The organism is Nostoc sp. C052, assembly GCF_013393905.1.
Classification (GTDB): Bacteria; Cyanobacteriota; Cyanobacteriia; order Cyanobacteriales; family Nostocaceae; genus Nostoc.
The window spans coordinates 6620254-6643745 of record NZ_CP040272.1 but is presented as its reverse complement, the minus strand read 5'-3'; the positions used below and the strand labels follow the sequence as shown (position 1 = coordinate 6643745).

Below are 23492 nucleotides of genomic sequence, written 5' to 3'. Positions count from 1 at the left end.
CCACAATGTTGCGCTCGCAATGACAAACATGTTTTTGCAAAATTGGGATGCTCCCAACCTTTAACCTTTTCCCCTGCTCCCTGCTTCCCTGCTGCTTATTTGTCGTGAAATAGTATTAGGAGGGATGTTTGTGTTACCAAATCCACAATTCTGATTAACTGGATAATACTCCGGCAATACTCGTCAATTCCATAATTTTCTCAAACTGAAAATCATGAGCTAAATTCCTGATGAAATTTCTTAATACACCATTTTCAGAAGGTATTTGCTCAATCAATTCTAAAATTAAATCATCACTACATTGGGCTGCGGCAGTATACAACTGTTTCACCCATTCTGGTGACATCGCAGATAACAGAGTCACTAAATCAGTGAGAGTCAACATTAATTTTGACCCTTCTTCCTTGGCGTTTTTTAACTGATAGCTTTCTTCTTGATAAATATATTGAACTCCTAAATATTCGCTGATTTTTTCTAGTAATTGTTCTTCACGGAAAGGCTTATTAATATAATCATCACAACCTGCTTTGATTATTGCTTCTCGTTGTTCTTCAAAGGCATTAGCAGTTAAAGCAATAATAATAGTTGTGCGATTTGGGATTGAGGTTTCTTCTCTAGCTTTAATAATTCTTGTGGCTTCATAGCCGTCCATAATTGGCATCCGCATATCCATTAAGATTAAATGTGGTTGCCATTTCTGCCAAAGTGCGATCGCTTCAGTACCATTTACTGCTTCCTGGACCGCAAAACCAATGGATGTCAGAATTTTCACTAGTACTAAACGGCTATCTTTAGCGTCATCAACTACTAAAATGCGGTATTCGCTTTGAGCCGGAGCTAAACTAATAACTTGAAATCTAGTTTTTTTGACCTGGATTTCGCTAGCTGTGGCTAGATTAATTTGAATATCAAAAGCAAATTTACTTCCCTCGTCAATAGTGCTAGCGACGCTAATATTTCCCCCCATTAGTTCCACGTATTTGCGGCTAATTGCTAAACCTAGTCCTGTTCCCTGTTGCGATTTTCTTCCGGTTTCAGTTTGCCCAAAAGCTTCAAACAGTAAGTCAATTTCTTGTGGCGCAATACCACGACCGGTATCTTGTACCTCGAAGATTAGGGATTGGGCATTAGGGATTGGGCATTGGGCATTAGGGATTGGGCATTGGGCATTGGGTATTGGGCATTGGAGATTAATTATTCTCCTCTGCTCCCCTGCTCCTCCCACTACACTGCCCCAGTCCCCAGTCCCCAGTCCCCAGTCCTCAGTCCCCATCCCCACCCGCAGCGTTACCCTCCCAGTATCGGTAAATTTGATGGCATTTCCCAGGAGGTTAAGTAAGACTTGACGCAGTTTACTTTCATCAGCTTGGATATACTGCGGGAGGCGAGATGTATATTCAAAGACTAATTCTAATCCTTTGGAGGTGGCACGGAAGCGCAACATTTCTTCGAGGTTTTCCAAGAGGCGAATTAAGTCAAAACTGTTGAGATTTAATGTTATTCTGCCGGCTTCGATTTTAGACATTTCCAAAATGTCGTTGATTAAGTTGAGGAGATGTTCGCCAGCACGATTGATGATTGCTAGATTTTGCTGATGTTCAGTGGATAAAGCACGATCGTGGCTCATAACTTGGGTAAAACCAAGGATGGCATTAAGTGGGGTACGCAGTTCGTGGCTCATGTTGGCGAGGAATTCGCTTTTGGCACGGTTAGCGGCATCAGCAATGATTACTGCTTCTTGCAATGCTTGTGACTGTCTTTGAGTTTGCGCCAGCAATTGTGCCTGCTGTAGCGCAACACCCAATTGATTGCCAATTTGAACCACGATGTTGATTTCTTCTGGTTTCCATTGGCGGGAATCGGAATTTTGATAACTCGCCAGTAATCCCCAAACCTGACTACCATACAAAATGGGGACAATAATGTAGGCTTTGGCCTGAAAGCGCTCTAAAAGGTTGATATAAGTAGGATGAAATTCAGCGTTGTAAATGTCTGGGACACAGCGGAAACTTGTACCTGGGGTTGCTTGCAGATCGGCATTTTCCACTGGGTTATCTGCAATATCCAAAATTTTTGCTAGGCAATGGCCATCTTGTAAAACACCCTCTGTGAGATCGGGGTGATTGTTGTGTTCTTCTATGAGAGAAATCCAACCATTACCCACCGACTCGGAGACAAATTCGCCATTCCAGTGGGGATTGAAACGATAGACAACAACCCGATCGCAGTCGAGTACTTGCCGTAATTCTTCGGTTGTAGCTGCAAATATCGTTTCTAGATCGAGCGTTTGGCGCATTCTTTGAATTACTTGGGCGATTGCTCTTTCTCTTTCTGCACTCTCACACAAGGCTTCTTCTGCTAATTTTCTCTCAGTAATATCTGTAATTGTACCAATATAGCCTTTAATTTCTCCATCATCTCCAAATTCTGGCAAAGCCTGACAAATTACCCAGACTACTGTACTATCATCACGCAAAAAACGATGTTCGCATTTATATGTTGACTTAGCGGCTGTTGCTTGATTCCATTTCAACAACAGCTGCTCGCGGTCATCTGGATGTACGGCATTTACCCAACCTGTTCCCAGAGACTCTTCTAAACTGTATCCAGTAATTTCACTCCAGCGTCGATTAAAATATAAGACATTGCCATTAATATCAGTGTGAAATATACAAGCTGGTGAGGCTTCTGCTAGAAGTTGATATCGTTGCTGACCTGATTGCAAAGCTAATTCTGCCAATTTGCGATCGTTAATATCTGCCCAGTAACCAACCCATTCGATGGGGAAGTTAGCTTCATCACGAATTAACCTCATCTTTTCGTAGAACCAGTGATAAGTTCCGTCAACGTGTAACCAACGGTATTCGTAAGAAATGTACTCCTGCTCAACAAAATGGGAAAATTTTTCCGAGATCAGTTCAATATCTTGGGGATGGACATGATGAAGCCAAAAACTAGAATTATTGATAAATTCCTGCGCTTCGTAGCCCACCATTTCTTTAACGTTTTCACTAATAAAGGTAGTGCCAAAATCCTCTGATGTTTTGCTACTATAAATGACTACAGGACTAGAGGTGAGCAGATATTGTAGGCGTTCGTTGGCTAAACGCAGTTCTTGTTCGACATGTTTGCGATAGCTAATTTCTACTAAAACTGTGCCGACGCCAGAGGGGCGATCGTCTTCACCAAGAATCGGGAAATAAGAAGCTAAAAAGTGGCGGATAATATCTGGTTCTTTAATTGATATGCTGCTTAATTCTTGATTGATAATGGGTTGACCAGTCAATAGAACCTGTTGATAAATTGGTTCCACTAGAGGGGCGATATGAGGTAAAATTTCATGGATAGTTTGACCAATATGATCTTGCTGGGGCACTCCATTAATCTCTGCTAGCAGTTGATTGATTTGCACAAACCGCAGTTGTTTATCTAGAATGTTCATACCGACGGGGGCACTGCTAAAAAAGGCATTGAGACGAGCTTCTCTCAGTGCTAATTCTTGTTCTAGGGTTTTGCGCTCAATCAACCCACCCAACTGAGCCGCAACAGCACTGACTAGCAGGAGTAAACGCCGATCGACCAATACTGAGCTACGTTTAAAAAATACTAAAACAGCTAATACTTGGCTTCCAGCCACTATAGGAACACCAAAACCAGCTTTTAATCCTACCTTGGCTGCTTGTTGCGATCGCAAAAAAATTGGCTCTGTAACTTTAGAAACATCTTCTATCCATTCTGGTTCCTCGTTTTGCCAAACTCTTCCTGGTAGTCCCACTCCCAGAGCAAATTTGATCGCTTGGCTTTGGCGGGAAAATTCTGCTAAACTACACTCCTCACTGTACCAACCTAGACTGTGTTTTAAAACAGTCCCATCTTCATCAGGTATCCATGCTTCACCAAAATCCCAGCCAATGGTGTGACAAATTAAGCGCAAAACTACTGCTAAGGCACTTTTGACATTACTGGCGCGAGTGATAGCTTGGGTTGTCAACAGCAGTAAACGGCTTTCGTTTTCTGCCTGCTTGCGTTCAGTAATATCTTTTGCTGTGCCCAGTATGTACCAGTGCCCATCAATCTTAATCATTTCTGCACTCAACAGTGTTGTCCTGATTTCTCCTGTTGTAGTGCAGACATCTATCTCAAAGTTGCGGATGGCTTTTGTTTGTTGCAAGACGTGGGTGAGAAAATTATATTCTTCTGGATTCACCCAAAAATTTAATTCTTCATCGGTGCGATCGATCACCTGAGAACGAGAATAACCAAAAAACCGACAAAAACTGTCGTTAACTTCGATGTAGCGTTTGTTGGGAATCTTAATTAAGGCAATTGGATCGGGAGATGACCGAAAAGCTGATGCTAACTTTTCTTCAGAAGCTCGTCGCGCTGCTTCTGCTCGTTGGCGTTCTTTTGCCTCCAACACCAAGGAGACTAAATTACCCAAAGAGCGAGCAAAATTTTGGTCTTCTAGCGTCCAATGATGAGTAACTTTCACTGCTTCTAAACATAAAACTCCTACAGTCTTTCCCTCCAGTCGAATGGGTGTATCAAGTACAGAAGTAATGTTTAATCTTGAGTAAGACGCAGAAAATTCTTTAGTTCTGGGATCGGTATGGGCATCATCTGCGGCAATTGGTTGTTCTTGCTGCAAAGCTGCAAAATAAGCTGGATAGTCTGCTGCTGATAAGAAAAGTCCTTGACTGTGTTGATTGCGACTACCTTCAAATAGATCGAAACACTGGATTTTCATGCCTGTTTTGTCATATAGCCAGACACTAGCTCGTTCCATCCCAATATTCTTGACAGCTGTTTCTGTGATTTTACTTAAAGCTGTTTTTAAATCACCCTGATAAAGTGTCTGATTTTGTGCCAATTGCGTGAGGACTAGGTTATGGTTGCGGAGCTTAATTGCACTTTCTTGGAGTAATTTTTCCACTCCTCGACGCTGCGTAATATTACTAGCAGTGCCAGTTATGCCTATAACCTGACCTTCTTCGTTGCGTAATGCGATCGCATTAAACATGAGATAAAGTAAAGTACCATCCTTAGCAACACAGGTAGTTTCATGTTGAAAGATCGACTTTCCCTGAATAACCCCCTCAAAGGCTACTTGATCTTCAGCAACTTGTGTAGGCGAGATGAAATCAGTCAAGACACGCCCAATCATTTCTTGGGGTTCATAGCCATAAATCTGTTTGACTGCTGGGTTGACAAAGGTAATTATTCCGTTAATGTCCACTGACCAGATCATATCCTGGGATGTTTCTACCAAGTGGCGATACTGAATTTCACTCTTCTTTAGGGCAGCTTCGACTAAAAGACGTTCGCTTTGGTAAACTTCTCTACAAATAGCCTTGCTAAGGCTAACGGGAATTTCTTTAAAAATATCTTCTATTTGTCTGTTACGAATATTTAATTTAACTGCAACCAGTTGACGCTCTTTAATCTCCTGTTGCAGTTGATAATTTTGCTCTTTTAATTGTTGTTTCAGCCTTTGGATAGTGAGTTGATTTTGTATGCGTAATAAAACTTCTTTGGTTTGGAATGGTTGAGAAATATAGTCAATATTGCCTAAATTAAAAACATCTGTTTTTTCAAAAAAATCATCTAAAGCACCGAAAAAAATTATTGGGATCTCTTGAGTTTTATCCTTAGCTTTCAACCTTTGACAAACTTCATAACCATCCATCTCCTGCATGAGAAAATTTAGCAAAAGCAAGTCAGGAGGAGAAGCAAGGGCCGTATTAATTGCCAATTGCCCAGAAATTACACTTTGCACCTGATAACCTTGGTGTTGAAGGATGTCTGATAAAAAATGTAAATTCTCTAAGTTGTCATCAACTAATAAAATTTTGATTTTTTGAGCATCCATATCAGTTCCTAAGTTAATTTTCAATCACGAATAATTTGTTGAATCAAACTGAACATGAAATCAGAAAGCAAAACTCTATCACCAGATTGTAAATAAAATCATCGTTCCTTACCAGCATATCTTCAGTATCGAGTGTATAGAAAAATTTCAGATTAGGCAGGAGAACTTGTTAATACTACCAAATCTCTATGACGCAAGAAGATCGAAAGACAAAGATACAACAACGCGGACATTGCTCATACACTAATGGCACTAAGTTAAGATGCAGCCCTTACCCCAACTGGTTCCCAGCCTCCAGGCTGGGAAACCATTCCCTGAGGCTCCGCCTCCTCTTTTTTGACGAGAGGCAGAGCCTCTCAGAATACCCCCCAGCCTGGAGGCTGGGAACGAGGTTAACGAGGCTACATAAGTCTTTGGGCTTTTCTTAGTGCCATTCGCCCATACACCTTGTTGATTTAATGGTTTGGCATTCACTGCTTGTTCTTTTCCATTTACAGCAAGCTACGTGCAGTATATTTTTTCATACAATAATCAGTAGCTTTAGCCCTTAGGATTGGGCTAGAGCTTCTGACCACAAGCGAATGTAATTAAATTTACATTACGTAACGCAGTTTAATTTATTATTGCATACTTACTTTGATATCAGCTATTCTCAAGCTTTTCATCCTTTTTTTGTTTGATACGGTAAATCCAACCGATGTTTGTACGGTTTACCCAACTGTTTTGAGATTTTGATTTTATTAAATTACTTACTAGAGAGAAGAAATAAAGCTCCTCTCAAAAAAACTAGAGGTTCGATAATTACTTAAATATCTGAAACTTCTAGATACCTCTAAAACTTTGTTTGATTACCAAAATTGAATTAGAAAGTTAAGGAGAGATTGAAATATGGCACTCATTCGTTGGGAACCATTCCGTGAAATGGAGATTCTGCGTCGTCAAATGGATCAACTATTCTCTGATTTGACAGTAGCCGAGCGCGGCAATTCTGAGATTTCTCCATCATCGAGAACAGCGTGGGTTCCTGCTGTTGAATTACATGACAACGGTTCCGAGTTGCTATTAAGAGTTGAGATTCCAGGTGTTGAAGCTAAAGACCTGGATGTTCAAGTCACTCAAGATGCAGTTTCAATTGTTGGCGAGCATCATTACGAAAAACAGTCCCAATCTAACGCGAAAGTTCATTCTGAATTCCGGTATGGTAAGTTCACTAGAGTAATACCTCTACCAACCAAAGTTCAGAATCAACAAGTTAAGGCAGACCTAAAAGATGGGATTTTAATTTTGACTTTACCCAAACTGGAGCAAGAGCAAAGCAAGGTATTCAAAGTCAATTTAGGTCAATCTCAAAGTGCTACAGCTTCTATAGAAGCCGGCAATGCTAACACACAACCCAAAATTACATCATAATAAAGCGTTCAAATTGCGTAAATTTTAATAGAAATCCCAGCTAATAAATTTAGCTGGGATTTGTCTTTTTTTGACAAAGCCTTGAGGGTTTCAAGCCCTGCCCCTTGTGGGCGATTAACATTTTTGGGGGAAGGTTCAAGCCCCACCCCTTGTGGGTGGCTCCCCTTCTGCCTCACAAGAGTGCTGAGTAATAAGTGAGGAATAATTAGGAGTTAGGAACTCTCCCCCTGCCTCCTGCCTTCTGCCTCCTGCCTCTTGCCTGCTTGACTCAGAATTGTTTCAGCAAATTCAGGGAGAGGGTGCTATTCCTCTTGCACATCAACCCAGATACTACCTTCTTCCACACGAATGGGAAACACTGGTAATGTCTTTGGTTGTGAAACTAACGAGAGTACCTTACCTACACCAGGAGGCCAAGAACACCAATCTTTGACCTCACCAGTCCGCAGATCAAAAGCACTGTGATGGAAAGAACAAACAATTGCCCCACTTTCGGTTATTTTCCCACTTTTCAGGGGTAATTTTAAGTGAGGACAGGTATTATCTACAGCATAAAGCTGATTTTCGTGATTCAAAAGCAGAATTTTCCGGTTGCCAACTTTCACCACTTCCCGCGCACCTGGGGAAAGCGCTTCGACTGCCAGAACTTTAGTCCAACTCATTAGGTTCTCCTCTCCTAACATATCTGCTTTCAGTTTCCCGCAATTGTTACCAATGCGATCGCCTTTCAGGACCAGAGAGTGGAGAAGGTTAACAATTCAAAATTCAAAATGACGCTCTCTACGAGACGCTGCGCGTAGCTTGCTTCCCCGCAGGGGTACGCAGACTCGCTAACAAAATTCAAAAATAAAGTCAACAGATCGCCAACTTTTGCCGAAAGAGCGATTGTTGTTGAGATCCAAAAACTATAAAATCTTACATCAAATTCTATTTTTACACTGAACAAACTTATTTCTGGGTAAACTAAATAAAGCACTGACTGTCCGCGCATTATAAGGCTTGTGGGTTCTAAAAGACAATTTAAAGGGATATAAAAAATGATTAAGACAAGTTACGAATTTGACCAGTCTATCCTCCCCGCAGGATCTTCATTAAAGACTAATATTCTGCTACGTTTTCGTGTTGACATAGCTGAATCTCCCCGACGTAACCTTAACCTTTCTCTTGTAATTGACCGTTCCGGCTCTATGGCAGGCGCACCCTTGCATCACGCCCTAAAAGCTGCGGAGTCTGTAGTAGATCAACTTGAGCCTTATGACATTCTCTCAGTAGTTGTTTACGACGATGAAGTGGACAGCGTTGTGCCACCCCAGGCTGTAACTAACAAAGCTGCACTCAAAAATTCTATCCAAAAGGTGAGAGCAGGCGGTATTACCAATTTATCGGGGGGATGGCTCAAAGGCTGTGAACACGTAAAAGCGCAACTCGATCCGCAAAAAATCAATCGGGTTCTGTTGCTGACCGATGGTCACGCGAATATGGGCATTCAAGACCCCAAAATACTGACGGCGACATCGGGACAAAAAGCTGAGGAAGGTATTATCACAACTACCTTAGGTTTTGCTCAGGGTTTCAATGAAGACCTGTTGATTGGGATGGCAAGGGCTGCTACAGGCAACTTCTACTTCATTCAGAGCATCGATGAAGCAACCGAAGTGTTTAGTATTGAGTTAGACAGTCTCAGAGCAGTAGTAGGACAGAACCTCAAGGTGACATTGGAATTGGCTGATGGTGTCAGTCTGGTTGATACCTTAAGTCTTGCTAAAGTCAGCCAAAATGATGCTGGTCAAGCTGTCCTCACCTTGGGAGAACTGTACGAAGGCGAAGATAAACTCCTTGGTTTAAGTTTAGCGATCGCCAGCGCTCAAGTTGGTGATTTACCTGTGATGAAACTGCATTACAGCGCCGATGTTGTGCAAGATGATGTTATTCAAAATATCTCAGGTACAGCAGATGTCATCGCCAAAATTGGCACCGTTGAGGAAGCCGCTTTTGCCTCTACCAGCCAGATCATTCTTGAACTGAGTCGCCTCACCATTGCTAAAGCCAAAGAGACTGCCCTTAGTCTCGCTGAACATGGCAAGCATCAGGAAGCGGAAGAAACCCTCCGTGCCCTTGTGAAAGATTTGCGAGATAAAGGGTTGAACGAGAATTTTGAAATAGCTGAAGAGATCGATCAGCTTGAGTATTTCGCAGGTCGAATCGCCCAAAAAGCTCTAGGCAATGCCGGACGCAAAGAGATGCGCGATCAGACTTACCAAACGATGACGCGCAATCGCAGCGATTTGGTAGGTCGCGGTGTCACTGCTGGCGATGAAGTGTATGCAATGCCGATTGTCAATGAAGTTGGTTCAGGTGTTGAATTGCACTGTGTTCGTGAAGGGGGTAAACTGCGGGTGAAAGTCGTATCCGCAGGCTACGATTCCACCAAGAACGTCCAATTTCCCCGGGCCATTCGTGCCGAGGGGGCACGCTATGTTGTTGAAGGATTGGAACTTTCAAGCGATGCCACTTTCTACCGTGTACGTGGTAATATCACCCGTTTTGCTCAACCCGGTGAAACAGATATTTTCGTTGCCCCTAGACAATCGAATTTCACTAACACAGGTAAAGCTTCTAAAGGCCCCGCCAGTGCTGCCGATCTTCCCACAACTGATAGTGTCGGGGACAGCATTTTAGTTCAGTGTGTTAAAGATGGCAGTAAGTTACGTGCGAGAGTAGTTTCCGACGGATATGAACCGGATTGGAACATGCGTTTTCCGCGATCGGTTCGTGAGGAAGGAATGCTTTACGTCGTTGATGAAGTCAAAACCGCACCGGATGGGAAGTCTTATATTGCCTGTGGTGAAATTAAGCGATTTGTCCAACCCGCTTGAATTGAGGAGCAGAGGGGAATGGCACTAAGAAAAGCCCAAAGACTTATTGTATCCTCGTTCCCAGCCTGGAGGCTGGGAACGAGTTCCGAGAGGCTCTGCCTCTTGTCCAGAAAAAGGAGGCGGAGCCTCCAAGAATGGGTTCCCAGCCTGGAGGCTGGGAACCAGTTGGGGTAAGGGCTGTATCTTACACATGGTTTCTCAGCCTAGAGGCTTGTTCCAGTTAGGGCAAGGGCTATATCTTAACTTAGTGCCATTCCCCCCATGCTCAATCCTTAAAAGATGCCAAGTAAATATGCCTTAGCTGACTGAGACTGTCAGGATCAAAGAGTAAAGAGTAAAAGGCAATCTATTTTGACTTTTAACTTTCTCCTTTTGTTCAACTTTCCACAACGGGAGGTTTAATCTTGACTAAATTAAAAGTTGGTATCAATGGCTTCGGTCGAATCGGGCGACTTGTGCTTCGCGCTGGCATCGATAATCCCAATATTGAGTTTGTAGGCATTAACGACCTAGTACCACCAGATAACCTCGCTTATCTATTAAAGTACGACTCAACCCACGGTAAACTAAAGCACAAGATTGAAGCCAAGGAAGACGGCATCCTTATTGACGGACATTTCATTCCTTGTGTGTCAGTTAGGAATCCCGCAGAGTTACCTTGGGACAAATTAGGTGCAGATTATGTGGTGGAATCTACGGGACTCTTCACCGACTACGAAGGAGCTGCAAACCACCTGAAAGCAGGTGCGAAGCGAGTGATAATTTCCGCTCCCACCAAAGATCCAGATCGAGTTGCTACCCTGTTAATGGGTGTCAATCATCACCTATTTGACCCTGGCAAGGATATCATTGTCTCCAATGCTAGCTGCACTACAAACTGTCTAGCTCCCATTGCTAAGGTCATTAATGACAACTTTGGGTTGACTGAAGGGTTGATGACCACAGTTCATGCTATGACTGCCACTCAGCCAACTGTAGACGGCCCCAGCAAAAAAGACTGGCGGGGTGGTCGAGGTGCATCTCAAAATATTATTCCCTCCTCCACAGGTGCAGCTAAAGCCGTAGCACTGGTTTTACCAGAATTAAAGGGCAGGTTAACTGGTATGGCATTACGAGTTCCGACTCCTGATGTCTCTGTAGTTGATTTAACTTTTAAAACTGCCAAAGCTACCAGCTATAAGGAAATCTGTGCTGCCATGAAGGAGGCTGCCGCAGGTTCACTGTCAGGTATTTTGGGCTACACGGATGAAGAAGTAGTTTCCACAGATTTTCAAGGCGATACTCATTCTAGTATCTTCGACGCGGGTGCTGGAATTGAGTTAAATTCTAACTTCTTCAAGGTAATTGCCTGGTATGACAACGAGTGGGGTTACTCAAATCGCGTAATTGACCTGATGTTGTCTATGTCACAGAAGGAAAAACTCGCCCCGATCGCGGCTGTGGTTTGATTAGTCATTGGTCATTAGTCATTGGTCATTAGTCATTAGCTTTTGACTACTGACTTTTGACTAGGGACTTTTGGGATTTGGGTCAAATGGTAAATACTCCGAAAACAAAACGTAATCTAGTATTTTGATTTAGCAAACCAGTGATATGAAGCACGTGTAAATTTGGATGTTTTGGGCGATGTCTACGACGGGCTACGCCTACGCTCAAGGCATCCAAATTTGCAGGTTACTCCTCAACCCCCAATCCCTATGCGTCGAACCAAAATCATTTGTACTGTTGGGCCGGCTACATCTGCACCTGAAAAGCTGCAAGCCTTAGTAGAAGCTGGAATGAATGTGGCGCGGCTAAATTTTTCCCACGGAGCTTATGAATTCCACGCCCAAACGGCTCACTATCTCAGACAAATTAGCACTGAGCGACAAAGGCCGATCGCAATTATGCAAGACTTGTGTGGCCCCAAAATTCGCTTGGGAACTTTACCACCGGAAGGGTTAAATCTGGAATCTGGTACTGAAGTCACTTTTGTTTTGCAAGAAAAGGGTGAGAGTATTGACGAAATACCTCTACCATTGCCGACTTTGTTCGCAATGATGCGACCAGGCGAACCAATTTTAATTAATGATGGTCGCGTCAAGTTAATTGTTACTGCTCGCGATGCCGATCGCATTCGGGCACAAGTAAAAATTGGCGGTTTAATTTCCACTCACAAAGGTGTAAACCTTCCCCAAACTCCTTTACCTGTCAGTTCTATCACCGAAAAAGACTTGCTGGATCTCCGCTTTGGCATTCAGTTGGGTGTAGACTGGGTAGCGGTGTCCTTCGTGCGATCGCCACAAGATTTAGAACCCGCCAGACGAATGATTGAAGCCGCTGGCGCTTCGATTCGCTTAATTGCCAAAATCGAAAGAGCAGAGGCCGTAGAGGAGTTTGACTCCATTTTAAAGGTCGCCGACGGCATCATGATTGCCCGTGGCGATTTAGGCGTAGAAATGCCCATTCATGAAGTCCCCCTGATTCAAAAAGATATAACTCGCCGTTGTAATCATGCTGGCAAACCGGTGATTACAGCCACGCAAATGCTAGAGTCAATGATTAGTTCCCCCGACCCTACCCGCGCCGAGGCAACGGATGTTGCCAACTCTATCCTCGATGGTACGGATGCAGTAATGCTTTCTGGTGAAACAGCTGTAGGACAATATCCTGTCGCCGCTGTCCAGATGATGCACAATATTGCAGTGCGGACAGAACAGGCTCTAGATGAAGGTAGCAGACATTCCTGGTGTCATGAGGCAGGCAGTCTCAGCGTCACCGAATCTGTGGCAGAATCGGTGTGTCGCATCGCTTATGAAACAGGCTCACGGGCAATTCTCTGTAACACTTCTTCAGGGAGTACAGCAAGAATGGTGTCTAAATACCGCCCAACTTCTCCAATTATTGCTTTAACCCCTGACATCACCGCTTATCGCCAACTAGCCCTTTCTTGGGGTGTAGAACCTTTGCTCATCCCACCAGTCCACAATGCCGAAGAGATGTTTACTAATGTCGTGAACACAGTTGTAGATATGGGTTTAGCAAATAAGGGCGATAAAGTGGTAATTACCTCTGGCGTTCCAATTGGTAAATCAGGAACAACTAGTTTAATCAAAGTGCATTCCATTGGACAGCCAATTTCGGCATAAGGCACTTAGAATAAGGCTGTGGCTCTCAATAGTAAGCAAACTTGGGCAATGATTCCAAAACAGAATTGAAGGGACTGGGGATTAGGGATTGGGGACTGGGCACTGGAAAGGAGAATAATAACTCCTAACTCCTAACTCCTAACTCAGCACTTCTAACTCCTAACTCAGCACTCTTCACTCAGCACTCACTAAAGACCTGGGGAATTAAGTAAATCCTAAACAAACATCACGGAGTATTTTATGTCTAAGAATTTACTGGAACAATTGCGAGAAGTGACTGTTGTGGTTGCAGATACGGGGGATATCCAGGCAATTGAAAAATTCAAACCCCAAGACGCCACCACCAATCCTTCTCTGATTACTGCTGCGGCGCAGATGCCGGAATACCAGGGAATTGTCGATCAAACTTTACTTCAGGCAAAGAAAGATGCTGGAGCCGGAGCCACCCAAGCACAGATCGTTTCTCTAGCTTTTGACCGTTTGGCAGTTGCCTTTGGATTAAAGATTTTACAAATTATTCCCGGTCGCGTGTCTACAGAAGTCGATGCTCGCTTGTCTTACGATACCGAAGCTACACTGACAAAGGCACGGGAATTAATTGCCCAATATAAAGCTGCTGGAATTGGCCGCGATCGCGTTTTGATTAAAATTGCCACTACCTGGGAAGGCATTCGCGCTGCGGAAATTCTTGAAAAAGAAGGTATTCACTGTAACCTTACCTTGTTGTTTGGTCTTCACCAAGCGATCGCCTGTGCCGAAGCTGGCGTTACTTTAATTTCTCCCTTCGTTGGCCGGATTCTTGACTGGTACAAAAAAGATACCGGACGCGATAGCTACCCAGCAGCCGAAGATCCAGGAGTTTTGTCTGTCACCAAAATCTACAACTACTACAAGAAATTTGGCTATAAAACCGAAGTTATGGGAGCAAGCTTCCGTAACATTGGTGAAATTACTGAACTTGCAGGTAGTGACTTGCTGACAATTTCTCCATCGCTTTTGTCTGAATTGCAAGCAACTGTTGGAGAACTACCACGTAAGCTTGACCCTGCTAAGGTAGCAAACTTGGAAATCGAAAAGATATCCATTGATAAAGCTACTTATGACAAATTGCACGCTGCTGACCGCATGGCAACCGACAAACTAGATGAGGGCATCAAAGGTTTCACCAAGGCACTAGAAGACCTTGAGAAACTTTTGGCAGACAGACTGGTTCGCCTTGAAGGAGAGGTAGTCGCAAGTCATTAGGGACTTCCAATTAAAACAACATCTAAGCAATAGCGTGCGTTACGGCTTTAGCCGTAACGCACGGTTATTTTATGGATAATTTATTTCTTGGAAGTCTCTAACCATTAACTTAGTTGTGTCACAAGCCATTAATACCGTCGTCGGATTATCTGCCGTCCGCCAAAGGGCTGCCGACGTTGGATTATTTGCCGTTGTCTGAACTCCTGGCGTCGTCGAATCATCTGATATCTTCCTAAGGGCTGCCTTCGTCGGATTATCTGCCGTCCTCCAAAGGGTTGTCGGCGTTGAATTATTTGCCGTCGTCGGATTCTTTGGTATCGTCCTTCTCGCCGTTGAGCAATCAAAAACTCTCCGGTTTTATTTCCAACCAGGTTAGCATCTGGTGCAACGCTCTGTTCATTCAGAGCATTACTTTGAGAAATATCTTTTGCTTCAGCTAATGAGGGCGGAGACACAAAGGCAAATAGCAACATTGCTATTGAGGATAGCTTCCTGAAACCTTTCATGTTTTTGCTTCTCTAAACTTCGGTAATAACTTTATTAAAACACTTTCAATTCTGAAAGTTATCACTTACACGCTTTTTTTAAACTGAATTTGGTATGAGATTCTAATATAGAATTTCACCCTTATGAATAGTTGCAAGTTTTTTTAAATTGTGTATATAGATATTCAATATCTCGCAAAATGTAATTTTTTCTACATTTATAGTAGATACTTTATTAAGTGAAGAGACTACATTTATTTGATTGTGAAATTGGATAAAAATCCTTATCCAGCAAGGATTAAGATACTCTATTGTTATTTAATAAAGTCTTAGATCGGACTTCTCTCCACCCATAATATGTATCAAAAGTGTATGTAAACCATAACTAATAAATATTCTTAGTAGAAACTGTAAATAATAAGCTGTTACCAGGTTTTTAGCTCCTACCAAAACGAATCAAATAAACCCTAAATATTTCGAGACACGATATGCGATCCAAATACCTACAATTCCCCCGATAACACTCCATAGGATCGAGGTAATCGATAGCAAACTTCCACCCCATAATATCGGGATATAACTGCCAATAGTAGTTCCTAAAAACATACCAATTCCGATCAGCAATTTATTCATTTGGAAAAAGCCTCAAAAATAGTTGAAATGAGCGGCTATAAATGTCCAGAATTTAGCTTTCCAAAGGAAATTCCGTACTTCTACCTTGCTCAACTTTTGAGTTACTGGCAAGGGTAAAATTACAGCAGTTTTCATCTATTTGTTCAAGTCTGGACAAAATCACACCAAAGACTCAATACACTAAGGTTTTCCAAAATTACTAAATTTATTTATACCGCGAATTACTAGCCAAGCTCCTCCAGAGGAGATAAATAACAATGGTGTTAACCAATCACCCCAACGCACATATAAAGTCTGTGTTTGTCGCCGATAAATTGTTTCAGCATGAGTTTCGTAGGTATTATATCCAGACATCCACAAGGTTCTACCATGAGGATCTACAAAAGCTGAATATCCGGTATTAGTTGCCCGTGCTGACCAGCGATCGCTTTCAATAGCCCGCATGATATCCTGTGCATGATGCTGAAATGGCATCGATGCAGTGTAATGGGCATCATTAGAAGAACTGAGGATAAATTGCCCACCCGCCGCCGCTTGACGGCGAAATTGTTCAGGAAAAGCAGATTCGTAACATATACTAGCGATCGCCCTACCAAAAGGAGTGTCAAATAGCTGATTTGCTGAACCAGCAACTTGATGTGCATCCAAAGGCGACAAGCGCTGAACTAGTCCACCTAAAATTCCTTCAAAGGGAATATATTCTCCCAGAGGTACTAGTTTGGCTTTATCATAGCGGCTGACAATTTCACCCTTACTATTGAAAGTAAACAAGCTAATTGTATAACTATCTCCCCGTTCGCCAAAAGCCCCAATCCAAGCAACTACGCCTTTTTCTTTCACTGCTGCGACTAAAGCAGTTCCCAGTAAGTCACGCTGGAAAATAGGTAAGGCTCCTTCTGGGGTGAGAACTGCATCTACACCTTGATTTGCTAAAGTTAGATACCCATTGGTGTAATTTTCTTGGGCGCGACGAAACCCTTCGGAACTTCGTAAAAGTCGATTTGGAATATTACCCTGAACAATCCCCACTTTCAACGCTGCTTCTGGGGGTTGAGCTATGGGACGGCTATATAAGATAAAACCGATGATGTGTAAAGTAATTAATAGCCCTGTGGCGCTAACCCAGTATTTATTAACGAACCACCAAGGCGCAGAGGACGCAGAGAAAATCTTGGCGTCCTTGGCGTCTTCTCTACGAGACGCTTCGCGTTCGCGAAGCGTTCCGAAGGAAAGGCGGTTCATCCATCCTTCAGCAATTAACCCATTAACAGCAACGATCGCAGCTGTTACAGTATTAGGCCCAGAGAGTTGACCCAGATGTACAATTACGAGATTATGCGGACTCTGCGTGTAAGCAAGTGAACTCCACCACAGAGGGCCAGCACTCCAAAGACTCTCTAAGCCGCACCATACGGCTGTACCAATAAGTATACGTAGCAACGGTTTTTGCCCGTTTAGGCGAACCATAACAGCCGCCCAAATTGCAACGAATACCCCACCCAAGAGGCTGATAAATCCCCAACAAAAAAGGGTGATTAACAAACTTGGCAACCAGGGAACGCCCAACCAAGTCATGGGATGAATTCCCGTAATCCAGAATAGGGCGACACCGTGAAAACCAATACCCCAGAGGAAAGCCGGGGGGAATTGGTTTTTACCTTTGGCTGAAGTGACAACTAGCACCCATAAGGGAACTATGGCAATCCAAGCCAAGAACCATGCACCTACTGGGGCTACGGTTAGCCCCATTAAAATGCCGCTAGCGAATGCAATTAAATAAGGGAGTAAGGTGGTTAACCTCTCTCCCTGCTTTTTACTCTGCTTCTTCTGCATCGCCAGCATCAGGTGGAACTATTGCCACTCCGGTAATGGCGTCATCTTCATCTAAACGTTGCACTCTTACCCCAGTAGCCGATCGCGATTGGATAGAAATCGCATTCACCGCTTGCCGGATGATAATACCGCGATTTGTCACCATCATGATTTCATCATCATCATTGTTGACAATGCGTAGGGTTGCCAACTTATCTTTGGTTTTGCGGTTTTTGAACTTGGTTGCCATTAAACCCTGACCAGCACGATTTTGTAGTCGGAACTGGGCAACTGGTACGCGCTTACCATATCCTCCCATTGTAATTACCAACACCCAAGGCCCAACAACGCCACTGCTAGGCACTTCTGCGGACTCTTCATTAGTTTCGGTAATTTCGATATCTTCTGTTTCGATTGTTTCGATATCTTCAGTTTCGGCTTCTGTAACATCCAAAGTTTCAAGAATTGCTGCGGGCAGAATATCCATACCCACCAGTTCATCTTTATTTTTGAGTTTCATGGCTTTTACCCCACGAGTCGCTCTACTTAAAGGACGCAATTGTTCGTGGTTGCACCGGAAGTTAATCGCCATTCCATTACGAGAACCAATGATTACACTATCCTCGACTCTCGCACGCCGCACCCAGCGCAATTGGTCGCCTTCTTCTAAGGAAATGGCAATCAAACCATTGGCGCGAATATGACTAAAGGCTGCCAATTCGGTTTTCTTGATATTGCCACCCTTGGTAAGCATGACCAAGTATTCTTCGTTGCTAAACTCGTCAACCGGTACAATTGAGGTAATTTTTTCCTCTTTGGGAATCGGTAGCATTTGGACGATTGGTGTCCCGCGACTGGTACGCGAACTCGCTGGAATTTGATAAGCTCTTAAGCAGTAAACGACACCACGCTCACTAAAGAATAAAATACTGTCGTGATCGCAGCAAGTTAAGAAATGCTCAATGGTATCATCATCTTTGACCTTGGCTGCGGCTTTACCTCTGGTAGCACGGCTTTGGGCCTCAAAGGTGTTCACTGGCATCCGTTTGATGTAGCCTTGCTCTGTCACCAAAATGATCGCTTTTTCATTGGCAATGAGGTCGCGATCGTCTAATTCGCCTTCCCCTGGTAAAATCACCGTGCGCCGGGGTGTGGCAAAGCTAGTTTTGAGTTGCCCAACTTCAGTTTCAATGATTTCTAGCACTCTCTCGCGCCGGGCCAAAATATCCTGCAAGTCGGTAATCTTCGCTTGCAATTCATCGTGTTCCAGACGGATTTTGTCTGCTTCTAAGGCAGTCAAGCGCCGCAATTGCATTTGCAAAATCGCATCTGCTTGCACTTCTGAAAGTCCGTAATTTGTGATTAATTCACCTTTAGCTGTGGGCGCATCGGGCGCATGACGAATCAAGACAATAATTGGATCTAACTGAGCCAGGGCAATTAATAACCCTTGCAGGAGATGGTCGCGTTCCTCGGCTTTTCGCAGTTCGTAACGGGTGCGTCTAGCAATGGATTCGATGCGGAAATCCAAAAAGACGGTTAAAAACTGCTTAAGGGTAAGTACTTGAGGTTCGCTATTCACCAACGCCAGCATATTTGCGCCGAAGTTGGCTTGCAGTGGCGTTTGCTTGTAGAGGTTGTTCAGAACGACGCGGGGATAAGCATCACGCTTGAGTTCGATGACAATTCGCATCCCATCGCGATCGCTTTCATCCCTTATATCTGCGATGCCCTCTAGCCGCTTTTCGTTCACCATTTCGGCGATTTTTTCAATCAGCGCCGCTTTATTGGTTTGATAGGGCAATTCGGTAATGATAATTGCTTCTCTATCTGGGCGTCCCCGTTGTTCAACGGTTTCAATGTTAGCGACACCACGCATGGTAATAGAACCACGCCCAGTGGTGTAAGCTTCACGAATGGCAGATGTCCCCAAAATCTGCGCCCCAGTTGGAAAATCTGGGCCGTGGACATACTGCATTAATTCGAGATCGGTGATTTCTGGATTGTGGATTACAGCTACCAAGGCATCAATCAATTCGCCCAAGTTGTGGGGGGGAATGTTGGTGGCCATACCCACGGCAATCCCAGAGGAACCGTTGAGCAATAACTGGGGAATCCGTGCTGGTAAAACTGTCGGTTCTTGTTGGGAACCGTCGAAGTTATCGGCAAAGTCTACAGTTTCTAATTCGATGTCGTGGAGTAGACCAGCACTAGTTAAAGCTTGCAAGCGGCATTCTGTGTACCGCATGGCGGCTGGCGGATCGTTATCTACAGAACCAAAGTTACCATGCCCGTTAACTAGGGGCGATCGCATAGAAAAATCCTGTGCCATCCGCACCAAGGCATCATATACTGCCGTGTCGCCGTGGGGATGATATTTACCTAATACTTCCCCTACCACACGGGCGCATTTCTTAAAGGGGCGATCGTGGAGCAGACCTAGCTCGTGCATTGCGTAGAGAATGCGACGATGCACAGGTTTTAGACCATCCCTGGCATCTGGCAGCGCCCGACCCACTATCACGCTCATGGCGTATTCCAGATAAGACTGCGACATTTCGTTTCGCAAGTCCGTCGGGATAATCCTCTCCTGTGAGGTTGTCATAACCTAAAAATCTCCAAAAATCGTAGATTTTAGCTTTTTTACTCAACAAAGCGCAAAATTATTCTAAATTGCTCTTGAATAATTGCTATATTTTGATACAATCTTAGCATATATTGCTTTTTATTGCCTGGACAGCTAACTTAAGTGTCCAGCGAGTAAATAGTATAATTAATTACAATTAGTTAGTTAACAAGAGCGGTGAATTAAAAGCTTACTTAGTGCAAATTTCCCTAATATAACATCAGGGTTCCCTACTATTTAGTCAGACACAGAAAAGTATATATAGGATTAGGATAGTGTCTGCAATCTCCTCAAAAAACCATTCACAAAAATGTAGAGAAGCCTGATGTAATCTTGGAAATTTTTCTAGGAGTAGGCATTACTTCCATCATACCGAAAGATTTAGCAGAAAACTTATATACAGTGAAGAACAACAAGTCTATTCAATGATTAATGCAGATGAAGTGATGATTTTCCTAGAACAAATTCTGGTTGCTCTATCAGGTATTAGGCAAATCTCCTTCAGGTAAGGAATTATCTATATTGAGTACCCAAGGTATACCTTTGTCAACTGGAGAACTAACAGTGATTTTAGCTCTATTGGCAAACTGTTTTAAGTGACCGGCAAATTGGGGAACAGTTTTCATGATCTGACGATAGCTTTTCATATTATTACAAATCACGATCAACGTCAAAACACCACTATTGATTTGGAAATACCAATGACAACTCGATAACAAAATCCGTGTCATGCGATCGCCCGCTAAGAAAAAGTTTTTTTTAGTTGCTTCTTCAAGCTGTCTAAATAGTATTCCACTCAGCTTGATTGTTTGAGGTGAAGGCAAATCATCTGGATGCAGGCATGGTTGATTCATAATGTTTTGGCAAGCTTCAAAAATAATTTGGAAATACCAATGACAACTCGATAACAAAATCCGTGTCATGCGATCGCACGCTAAGAAAAAGTTTTTTTTAGTTGCTTCTTCAAGCTGTCTAAATAGTATTCCACTCAGCTTGATTGTTTGAGGTGAAGGCAAATCATCTGGATGCAGGCATGGTTGATTCATAATGTTTTGGCAAGCTTCAAAAATAATGAAGCTGCGATGAAGATTGGTAATTTTGATTTTTTGCAGATTGAATATTGCAGAAAAATCAGGTTGACTAGATTATTTTTCTTGGGTGACAATCCACAACAAATCTAACCACAACTGAGGATAAGTTTGCTTTAGATTTGAAAGTGGATCGCGCATTAAGTGATTGGCATTCAAGCACACAACTTCTACTAAACCCAAGTATTCTGCTACTTCTTTAAGTAGTTTTTTTTGTTCTAATACACCACTAATTAGTCTGTCAGGGCAATAAATACCAATGTATTTTGCATGGCGGATGCATGTTTTTATATTCACTCTTGTTAAGTGAGGATGAGGAACTATCACCTTTACATAACATTGGCTTAACAGTTTCCATACTTGTGGGTGAGTGTGTTCAATAATTAGGTTAAATTGCTGTGCTAAGTCTTCTTCAGTAATCATTACTTTCTCCATTCCTTTGTTTGCCATCTGTTGGATACTTTGATCAATACCTAATTGATTGTGCAAAAACTTAAAACAGCAATTCTTTGCTGATGCTATCTGCATATTCACTTTAGTCAAATAGGTAATTTTTCATCAGGGCAAAATTTACCCCAAAACACGAAATTGGTTGGTATGTTTTCTACTGTTTGTGTTACTCGCCTATCAAGCATCAAAGCTGAAACTAATCTCTAAAACTGTATTAAACACTACTTTTTACCAATTTAGTTGGTAAAAAATTCTGCTAGATGAATGCTCTGTTTATCGGAATTTGGGGCTTTTGAGCCAAAAAAGCGGCTAAAAAGTAACCATCCGCAAAAATAATTTGCGCTTCGCAAGCAAATTTGCAATTTCTGTGATAGTCTTTTTGTATGGGGAATCAAGACAGCGAAAGTACAAAAAGTCTTCAAAGAGAAATGATATAAACTCAAAGACAATACTTTCGCCTTGGCAGATGCAATGTTTAAATCCGCTACGGCTTTTTGAAACTAAGAGACAAAGCCAATGAAGCAGGATAGTGACCTCCGTAATAACTTGAAGTCCATTAGAACTCGCTTAGGCATGAGCCAACAAGATTTGGCTAACATCGCTAGTGTGACTCGTCAGACTATTAGTGGTGTAGAGTCGGGACTATATGCTCCCTCAGTAGCCATAACACTTCGCTTGGCCAAAGCGCTTGGCTGTCAAGTTGAGGATCTATTCTGGTTAGAGCGGGATTTACCTGAAATTGAAGCCGTTCTTGCCAAACCTGTTCCTAATGGTCAGCAGCTACGAGTTAGCATGGCTCGTGTGGGAGGACAATGGATAGCTTACCCCTTGATTGGCAAGGATGCTTTTCGCCAAGATATGATTCCGGCTGATGGTGAAAGCACAAGTGTTGCAGGTACAAATAAAGTTCGAGTCAGGTTACTAGACGATAATCTCGAAACACTTCACAACACCGTTGTGATTGCTGGTTGTGCCCCTGTGATTTCACTATGGGCAAGAGCCACCGAACGCTGGCATCCTCAACTGCGAGTCCAATATAACTTCGCCAATAGCATGGCTGCATTGCACAGTCTATGCACAGGTGAGGCGCACATCGCTGGGATGCATCTGTACGATCCTGAGACTGGTGAGTATAATACTCCCTTTGTTCGAGATGTTCTGGCTGGGAGGGAAGCAGTTTTAATTACCCTTGGTGTCTGGGAGGAGGGACTTTTGTTAAAGTCTGGCAATCCAATGGGAATTAGAACAGTTACTGACTTAGTTGCTGGGGGAGCGACTATTGTTAACCGCGAAATAGGTTCTGGTAGTCGGATGCTTTTGGAACAAACACTCCAAAAGGAGCAGATACCGTTCGATACCGTTCAGGGCTTTGATAATGTACTCAAAAGTCACCAAGATGTTGCCCAAGCTGTAGTCCAAGGATCTGCCGATGCTGGTATGAGTACGGCATCTGTAGCTACCGCCTTTGGGCTGGGATTTATCCCTTTACATCAGTCACGATATGATTTGGTGATTCTCAAGGAATATCTGGAAGAAGCACCAGTACAGCAGTTGCTCAGTACTTTGGGACATCGGATGGTTCACTCCCAATTTGAAATTCTCGGTGGTTACGATATCAGCAAAATCGGGGAAGTTGTAGCGACTGTTTAGAGTGAATTGCAATGGTTGGTTGTGTTGTTTGGGGAAACTTGGCGTAAATTTAAATCCTGCTGCAACAACTCTTTAGGTATGAGCAACCTTCAGGAGATGACAACAACTGATAATGCTGAATTCGTAATTCGGATTGAATTTGAGTTTCCGGCTTGGAATCTGTAGCTTTCTTTTGTCTAGTTGGTATTACTACTGCCAGAGAAATAATTTCAGCGAGGGT

General features: G+C 43.1%; 14 protein-coding genes. 6 read left to right on the top strand and 8 right to left on the bottom strand.

All coding sequences use genetic code 11. The features are described 5' to 3' along the window. Positions 1 to 154: 154 nt before the first annotated feature. The gene (locus FD723_RS27325; RefSeq protein ID WP_179068167.1) at positions 155 to 5869 is read right to left on the bottom strand and encodes a PAS domain S-box protein; all 5715 of its coding nucleotides are present in this window, start codon (positions 5867 to 5869) and stop codon (positions 155 to 157) included. A gap of 888 nt (positions 5870 to 6757) precedes the next feature. Here FD723_RS27325 and FD723_RS27320 point away from each other — a divergent pair. Next, complete coding sequence (locus FD723_RS27320; protein WP_179068166.1) at positions 6758 to 7279, top strand: Hsp20/alpha crystallin family protein; 522 nt, start codon at positions 6758 to 6760, stop codon at positions 7277 to 7279. A 302-nt stretch (positions 7280 to 7581) separates the two neighbouring features. Here FD723_RS27320 and FD723_RS27315 read toward each other — a convergent pair whose 3' ends face one another. Continuing rightward, entirely contained in the window at positions 7582 to 7941 is a 360-nt protein-coding gene (locus FD723_RS27315; RefSeq protein ID WP_179068165.1) for a Rieske (2Fe-2S) protein, read from the bottom strand. A gap of 375 nt (positions 7942 to 8316) precedes the next feature. On the opposite strand from FD723_RS27315, the gene FD723_RS27310 reads away from it, so the two are divergent. Further along, positions 8317 to 10155, top strand: coding sequence for a VWA domain-containing protein (locus tag FD723_RS27310; protein WP_179068164.1), 1839 nt, complete (start codon positions 8317 to 8319; stop codon positions 10153 to 10155). Between the two features lie 24 nt (positions 10156 to 10179). On the opposite strand, the gene FD723_RS27305 is transcribed toward FD723_RS27310, so the two are convergent. Next, the gene (locus tag FD723_RS27305; RefSeq protein WP_179068163.1) at positions 10180 to 10347 is read right to left on the bottom strand and encodes a hypothetical protein; all 168 of its coding nucleotides are present in this window, start codon (positions 10345 to 10347) and stop codon (positions 10180 to 10182) included. A gap of 212 nt (positions 10348 to 10559) precedes the next feature. On the opposite strand from FD723_RS27305, the gene gap reads away from it, so the two are divergent. The 3 genes from gap (at position 10560) to FD723_RS27290 (ending at position 14528) form a co-directional block, all read left to right on the top strand. Continuing rightward, entirely contained in the window at positions 10560 to 11603 is a 1044-nt protein-coding gene (gene gap, locus FD723_RS27300) for a type I glyceraldehyde-3-phosphate dehydrogenase (RefSeq protein ID WP_179068162.1), read from the top strand. 249 nt (positions 11604 to 11852) lie between these two features. After that, complete coding sequence (gene pyk / locus FD723_RS27295) at positions 11853 to 13283, top strand: pyruvate kinase (protein WP_179068161.1); 1431 nt, start codon at positions 11853 to 11855, stop codon at positions 13281 to 13283. 240 nt (positions 13284 to 13523) lie between these two features. After that, complete coding sequence (locus tag FD723_RS27290) at positions 13524 to 14528, top strand: transaldolase (RefSeq protein ID WP_179068160.1); 1005 nt, start codon at positions 13524 to 13526, stop codon at positions 14526 to 14528. A gap of 128 nt (positions 14529 to 14656) precedes the next feature. Here the strand turns inward: FD723_RS27290 and FD723_RS27285 are convergent, their stop codons facing one another. The 5 genes from FD723_RS27285 to FD723_RS27265 all read right to left on the bottom strand — a co-directional run bounded on the left by FD723_RS27285 (position 14657) and on the right by FD723_RS27265 (position 21700). Continuing rightward, positions 14657 to 15034 carry a hypothetical protein gene (locus FD723_RS27285; protein WP_179068159.1) on the bottom strand — a complete coding sequence of 126 codons (378 nt, stop codon included), beginning with the start codon at positions 15032 to 15034 and terminating at the stop codon, positions 14657 to 14659. 792 nt (positions 15035 to 15826) lie between these two features. Next, complete coding sequence (gene lnt / locus FD723_RS27280; protein ID WP_179068158.1) at positions 15827 to 17479, bottom strand: apolipoprotein N-acyltransferase; 1653 nt, start codon at positions 17477 to 17479, stop codon at positions 15827 to 15829. Then, positions 17460 to 20063 carry a DNA topoisomerase (ATP-hydrolyzing) subunit A gene (gyrA, locus tag FD723_RS27275; protein ID WP_179068157.1) on the bottom strand — a complete coding sequence of 868 codons (2604 nt, stop codon included), beginning with the start codon at positions 20061 to 20063 and terminating at the stop codon, positions 17460 to 17462. Before gyrA ends, lnt begins: the two co-directional genes overlap by 20 nt. Before the next feature lie 500 nt (positions 20064 to 20563). Continuing rightward, positions 20564 to 21130: a hypothetical protein gene (locus FD723_RS27270; protein WP_306296996.1), complete on the bottom strand. Its 567-nt coding sequence runs from the start codon at positions 21128 to 21130 to the stop codon at positions 20564 to 20566. 99 nt (positions 21131 to 21229) lie between these two features. Further along, positions 21230 to 21700, bottom strand: coding sequence for a hypothetical protein (locus tag FD723_RS27265; protein ID WP_256874939.1), 471 nt, complete (start codon positions 21698 to 21700; stop codon positions 21230 to 21232). A 438-nt stretch (positions 21701 to 22138) separates the two neighbouring features. On the opposite strand from FD723_RS27265, the gene FD723_RS27260 reads away from it, so the two are divergent. Beyond that, entirely contained in the window at positions 22139 to 23272 is a 1134-nt protein-coding gene (locus FD723_RS27260) for a substrate-binding domain-containing protein (RefSeq protein WP_179068156.1), read from the top strand. The last annotated feature ends 220 nt before the right edge of the window (positions 23273 to 23492 follow it).